Raw genomic sequence first — 6,066 nt, 5'->3', positions numbered from 1 at the left:
GCGGCGCGGCCATCGGTGAACAGCCGGACCCACAGCGGCCGATTCCGGCCACCGAAGCGGATGAACTCGCCGGGCGTGATGTCGCGCTCGGGCGCGGCGCCGAGAACAGCGCGCAGGGTGTCGTGAAGGCTGGCGGCGGTCTGTTTCGGGCAATGCAGCGGCCAGACCGACCGCTTGGGACGGTTGTTCATGGGGCTCCTTGGGTGTTACCGGACGGGGCCGGCTGCTGCCTGTTGCGCCAGGGCGGCGCGGCGTTGCGTGTTGCGGCGGGTCATGGGATGATTGCCTCGTTCGCTGCTACAGGTTGAACACTCGGGTCGCCAGTCCTTGCAGGGGCTGGCGGCCCTTCTCTTTGGCGCCCACCTCAGGCGCCGGCCAGGTGGCGCCGGACATCGCCGACGCTCCACACGGTCGTGCCGCCGATCTTGGTAGGCGCCGGGATCAGGCCAGCGCGGGCGCGGCGCCAGATCGTGACCTCGCTCACGCCATAGAGCGCGGCCACGGTGTTCACGCGCACCTTGGCGGCGTCGGGGGCCTTGTCGAAGGCTGCAAGGTCAGGGCTGCGGGTCTGTGCCATCGGTAGATCCTTTGTGGTGTTGGCTGATTCGGTGTGCCGAGCTTAAGGAGCGATGTTGGTAAACCCCCAAGGGTCTACCAACCCGCTTGCGTGATTACGTTCTGTTTCTTTAGGTGTTTGCGGATCGTCTGCGCGACGCGCTGCTGATCCTCTTCGCCCTCCGCCCCGCATTGAGCGGCGATCAGCGGCGCGGCTTTGTTGGCGCTCAAGCCTTTGAACTCGGTCCGCCACAGCCTGACCCACTCGGCGCGGTCTTCGTCTGTAGCTGGTGGCGCCTTCGGCCTCTTGGTGCGGCCCCGCTTGTGCACCTCGGCCGCTTTCAGCAATCCGTCCTCGCGTATCTCTTGATCGATTCGGTACACCCTCGCCAGTGCATCTAGGCGCCCAAGATGCAGGGCCGTGCTGATGATCGTGCTGACCGGGTACCCCAGTTCTTCGTACCCGTCCAGGTGGTTGCACTGCTCCACGATGCGCGCGGCCAAGCCAAGCTCAGAGTCAGGGGGGTGTTCGAGGTACTCCACGACATGCCATCGCAGAATCGATCCAGCCGGTCCTTTCTCCAGCAGCTCGGACACCGGGATGCCGGCTGCTTCGAGGATGCGAATCGAGCGGGCGCGCATCTCTTCGCGGGTGGCGTACATGGCGCGGTCCGGCTCCACCATGAGCCCATAGCCATCGACCGGGTGCTCAATCGCCCGCACCTTGGTGAAGCGCCGTCCGACCGTGATGCTCTTTGGTTCCGGCGCTTTCGCGCTAGGATCTGAATCAGCCATGTCGAAGGTCCGTTCTTCGGTGTGGTCAGGGGCTGGTCATCGTTCGCGCGATGGCTGGCCCCGTCTGTTTCTGGCCTGAAGCCGTCAGGCGGCGGGTTTTGTCGGTTTTGGCAGTGCCCGGGGTAGCGGATTTCGTCCGATCAAGCCACCCGGGCCGCGCCGATGCTGACCACCTCGGCGGATGTCTCCACCCGGGCGCAGTAGTCCGCCCATGCCTGCATGAGCTGGCGGCGCTTCTCGAACAGGTCGCCCCGACGGTAGGCGGCTTCCACCTTGTTCCTGATCGTGTGCGCCAGGGCCATTTCCACCACGTCGGGCGGGTAGGCGGTCGATTCGGCAGCCCAGTCCCGGAAGGTGGAGCGGAACCCGTGAGCCGTCACCGGAACGCCCAGGCGCTTCAGGACGGCGCCCAGGGTCGCATCCGACAGCACACCACCGCGAGGGCCCGGGAACACCAGATCGTTGCCGACGAAGCGCGGCAGCCCCTCCAGGAGCCGGACGGCGGCGTCCGACAGCGGGACACGGTGTTCCTTGCCGGCCTTCATCCGCTCGGCTGGCACGGTCCATGTGCGGGCCTGCATGTCGATTTCGCGCCAGGTGGCGCCCCGGGCCTCGCCTGATCGCGCACCCGTCAAGATGGCGAACTCCAGGCAGCGCGCGCCCACGCCCTCGGCGGCGCGCAGGCAGACCATGAACGGGCCGATCTCCCGCCAGTCCAGGGCAGCGTGATGCCCCTTCTTGGCGACCTTGGAAGGCTTGGGCAACAGCTTGTCCAGGTGCCCACGCCACCGGGCCGGGTTCGCGCTGGCGCGCTCTCCACGCACGGCAGCCCAGTCCATGACCAGTTCCAGGCGAGCGCGCAGCCGGGTCGCCGTCTCGGTCTTGTCCTTCCAGATCGGTTCCAGCACGGCCAGGACGTGCCGGGTCTCGACGTGGCGCACCAGCATGTCGCCGATCACCGGGCCGGCGTACTGCGCCAGCGTCGATTCCCACTGTGCGGCGTGCTTGGCGTTCTTCCAGCCCTCGCGGTGCGCCTTGATGTAGGCGGCTGCGCACTGGCTGAAGGTCATCCCCTCGGTCTGCTCGGCGATCAGGCGGGCCCTGATCTCGCGTCGCTCGGCGATCGGGTCAATGCCCTGCTCGATCTGGAGGCGCGCGGCGCGGGCCTTCTCATGGGCGCCGGCCAGGGTGACATCCGGGTAAGCGCCAAGGCCGATCTCTCGACGCTTGGCACCGACCATGACGCGCAGCACCCAGGCCCGGTTTCCAGCGTGCGACACCTTCAGCCCCAGGCCGGCAACAGTGCCGACCGCGTGCCATCCCGGGGCCGTCAGTCGCTTGACTTCCAGGGCGCTTAGTTCCTTCGCTCGCTTCGGCATGGCTCATCCGTTCCACCATAAGACACTAGTGTTGGATGCTAGGCAGTGATCGAACTTGATGCAAATAATCCTTTGAACTAGCCATGAATGAGGCATCTACTGACACGATGCGAGCCGATGTGAGCGATCATGATTCGCCATCCCAGCGGCCACCGCCTCCGCCAGCAGGCCCCCCACCGGGCTGCCTCGGGCGCAGCCCCCCGCCGTCAGTCAGGAAGCACCGACGTGAACGACGCCTCCCTCCCCGGCTTCGACCAGCCCGACCTGCTCGCCCCGCTCGAGGCGATGGACGACGCGACGCTCGACGCGCTCGGCTTCGGCGTCATCGGCTTCCGGCCCGACACCGTGGTGTGCCGCTACAACGCCTACGAGTCGCGCGCCGCCGGCCTGAGTCCGTCGCGGGTGCTCGGCCTGCCGCTGTTCTCGGTCGTGGCGCAGTGCATGAACAACTTTCTCGTCGCGCAGCGCTTCGCCGATGCAGCCGAGGCCGGTCAGCCCCTCGACGCCAGCGTCGACTTCGTGCTGACGCTGCGCATGCGGCCGACGCCGGTGCGGCTGCGGCTGCTGGCCGCGCCGGGCGTCGAGCGGCGCTATGTGCTGATCCAGCGTCTCTGATCCGGACCGGATCGCACGATGGCCGCGCCTTCGCCCGACGAGGAACCCGGCGCCGACGAACAGCAGGAACTGCTGCAGCTGCTCTACGCCGCGCCGGTCGGTCTGGTGCAGACCGACGACGAGGGCCGCATCGCGCTGATCAATGCCGCCGCGGCCCAGCTGCTGCTGCCGCTGGCCGTCGGCGCATCGCTCGCCAACCTGTTCGACCTGCTCGGCCCGGCGATGCCGGACCTGGCGCTGCGGGCCCGCAGCGGCGCGGCCGGCGAGCTGCTGATCGACGGCGAGGCGCTGGCGCTGCGCGTCGGCCCTGAAGGCCGGCAGCGCCCGCTGGTGCTGTCGCTGACGCTGCGGCGGCTGCAGGCCGGGCAGCTCGTCGCGGTGCTGGCGGACATCACCGCCCAGGTCGAGCGCGAGCGCCGGCTGCGCCAGAGCGAGGCCTGGCTGAACGCGGCGCTGACCGGCATCCACGACCATGCGGCGGTCGGCCTGGACGCCGCGGGGCGGGTCGCGCACTGGTCGGAGTCGGCCACGCGGATGACCGGCTTCGCACGCGAGGCGGTGCTGGGCCGGCCGGCGACGATCTTCCATGCCGGCGGCACCACCACGCCGGAGCGGCTGCTCGACCGCCTGCACGAGGCGCGCGCCGACGGCTGGAGCATGGACGAAGGCTGGCTGGTGCGCGCCGACGGCCGGCGCTACTGGGGCAGCACGATGATCGTGCCGGTCGGCGGGGACGATGCATCGCCGGCGCCGGAGCACGCCCCCGGCTTCAGCCTGGTGCTGCGCGACATCAGCGACCGCCGCGACGCGCACGAGCAGCGCCGCCGCGCCAGCGAGACCGACCACCTGACCGGGCTGGCCAACCGGCGCGTCTTCTTCGAGGCCGGCCAGCGCGAGGTCGAGCGCTTCCGCCGCGCGCCGCGCCCGCTGGCGCTGATCCTGCTCGACGCCGACCACTTCAAGCGCATCAACGACCGGCACGGCCACCCGGCCGGCGACGAGGTGCTGCGCCATCTGGCCGGCGTGATGCTGCGCTCGCTGCGCCAGGTCGACGTGCCGGCGCGCATCGGCGGCGAGGAGTTCGCGGTGCTGCTGCCCTCGACCGGACTGGAGGGCGCGCGGCTGGTGGCCGAGCGGCTGCGCCGGGCCATGGCCGCCGACGCGGTCACGCTGGCCGACGGCACGGTCATCCGCTACACCGTCAGCGCCGGCCTGGCGCTGATGCAGTCCGGCCTGGCGCGGCTGGAGGACCTGATCGAGCAGGCCGACCGGGCGCTGTACGCGGCCAAGTCGGGCGGCCGCGACCGGCTGGTCGTCGCCGGCGAGCCTTGCGGCGACGCGGACGCGGGCTGAGCGCAGCCCGTCCGGGGTGCGCTTCAGCGCATCGGCGTGACCGGCACCAGCTCCGGCGCCAGCCACGGCAGCAGGCCGCTGCCCAGCGCGCGCAGCTGCAGCAGCGCCGCCAGCAGCTCGTGCTCGGCCTGCACGCGGCCCTGCAGCAGCTGGTAGTGCTCGGTCTCGGCGGAGATCAGGTCGAAGAGCGAGCGCCGGCCCAGCCGCGCCCACTGCTCGAAGGTCGCACGGCGCAGCTGCTCGCTGTCGGCCAGCAGCGCGTCGAAGCGGCCGATGCGGGCCTGCGCCGCCTGAGCGGCCTCGTGCAGCGTCAGCAGCTGGCGGGTGCGGTCCTCGAGCCGGGCCTCGCGCTGGCGGCGGGCGGCCTCGGCACGCTCGACGGCCGCCTGCACGCCCGCCTCGCTGGCGCCGCCGTCGGCCAGCGTCATGTTCAGCACCAGCCCGGCATTCCAGTTCGTGCTGCCCAGCGCCGGCTGACGGGCCTGGGTCGCACCGATCTGCCAGCGAAGCTGCGGCGCGTCGGCCGCACGCAGCGCCTGGGCATAGCGGTCGAGCGCCTCGGCCTGGCGCTGCAGCTGGCGGATCTCGGGCACGTCGACGAGCGCGTCGAGCAGCGGCTGCAGCGCCGGCAGCTCCGCCGGCAGCGTCTCGGGCAGCTCGGCCTGCGCCGGCGGCAGCCCGGCCAGGCGCTGCAGCCGCACCTCGGCCTGGCGCAGCTGCGCGCCGGTCTCGGCGCGCGAGAGCTCGGCCTGGCGCAGGCTCTTGCCGGCCTGCACCAGCTCGCTGCCCCGGCCGCGGTCGAGCTCGACGATCTGGCCGATCTGCCGCACCAAGCACTGCATGCGGCCGACCTGGCGATCCCACACCTGCAGCAGCCGCTGCTGGCGCCGTCGCTCGATCGCGCCCAGCAGCGTCTCGAGCGCGACCTGCTCGCGCACCGCCAGCACGCCGGACTCGCCCGCCTCGGCCAGACCGCGGTAGTAGCCGGCCTCGGCCTGCACCCGCCCGCCGTCGTACAGCGGCGCCGACAGCGTCAGCCCGAGCGCGGCCTGGCTGGCGTCGCCGCTGCCGTACAGGTCGTTGCGGCTGCGACCCCAGACGGCGCTGCCGCTCAGCGCCAGCTGCGGCGCGGCCCCCGCCTCGGCCTGGCGCTGGTCCTGGCGGTAGGCGCGGCTGCTGCCGATCTGGCTGGCGACCTCGGCGCTGCGGGCCACCGCCTCGCGCGCCAGGCGCGCCAGCACCGGCTGCGCGTCGGCCACGACCACCGGGCCCGGCGACGCCGCCACGACGCGGTCGTCCTCGCCGCAGGACGGCAGCGGCGCCGCAGCGCGCGCCCCGCCGCCGCACAGGAGCAGCAGCACCGCAAGAA

7 protein-coding genes are annotated in these 6,066 nt (G+C 71.5%); 2 read left to right on the top strand and 5 right to left on the bottom strand.

All coding sequences use genetic code 11. The annotated features are described in order from the left end of the window. The 4 genes from HNQ01_RS20545 to HNQ01_RS20530 all read right to left on the bottom strand — a co-directional run. The coding region (locus tag HNQ01_RS20545) for a hypothetical protein (protein ID WP_173807383.1) at positions 1-191 on the bottom strand (191 nt) is incomplete at its 3' end. 173 nt (positions 192-364) lie between these two features. Continuing rightward, positions 365-577 (bottom strand): helix-turn-helix transcriptional regulator, encoded by a 213-nt coding sequence (locus HNQ01_RS20540; protein WP_173807382.1) that lies wholly within the window; start codon positions 575-577, stop codon positions 365-367. A 74-nt stretch (positions 578-651) separates the two neighbouring features. Beyond that, positions 652-1,350, bottom strand: a complete 699-nt coding sequence (locus tag HNQ01_RS20535; RefSeq protein ID WP_173807381.1) for a hypothetical protein — start codon at positions 1,348-1,350, stop codon at positions 652-654. A 140-nt stretch (positions 1,351-1,490) separates the two neighbouring features. Next, entirely contained in the window at positions 1,491-2,729 is a 1,239-nt protein-coding gene (locus HNQ01_RS20530; protein WP_173807380.1) for a tyrosine-type recombinase/integrase, read from the bottom strand. A gap of 225 nt (positions 2,730-2,954) precedes the next feature. Between HNQ01_RS20530 and HNQ01_RS20525 the strand changes: the two genes are divergently transcribed. Further along, positions 2,955-3,344, top strand: coding sequence for a nitrogen regulation protein NR(II) (locus HNQ01_RS20525; protein WP_353621750.1), 390 nt, complete (start codon positions 2,955-2,957; stop codon positions 3,342-3,344). A gap of 18 nt (positions 3,345-3,362) precedes the next feature. Then, complete coding sequence (locus HNQ01_RS20520; RefSeq protein WP_173807379.1) at positions 3,363-4,697, top strand: GGDEF domain-containing protein; 1,335 nt, start codon at positions 3,363-3,365, stop codon at positions 4,695-4,697. A 23-nt stretch (positions 4,698-4,720) separates the two neighbouring features. Here HNQ01_RS20520 and HNQ01_RS20515 read toward each other — a convergent pair whose 3' ends face one another. Continuing rightward, complete coding sequence (locus HNQ01_RS20515; protein ID WP_173807378.1) at positions 4,721-6,058, bottom strand: TolC family protein; 1,338 nt, start codon at positions 6,056-6,058, stop codon at positions 4,721-4,723. Positions 6,059-6,066: the final 8 nt, after the last annotated feature.

The sequence above is a fragment of the Sphaerotilus uruguayifluvii genome (assembly GCF_013294065.1).
Classification (GTDB): domain Bacteria; phylum Pseudomonadota; class Gammaproteobacteria; order Burkholderiales; family Burkholderiaceae_C; genus Sphaerotilus; species Sphaerotilus uruguayifluvii.
This window is presented reverse-complemented; position numbering and strand designations above follow the sequence as displayed.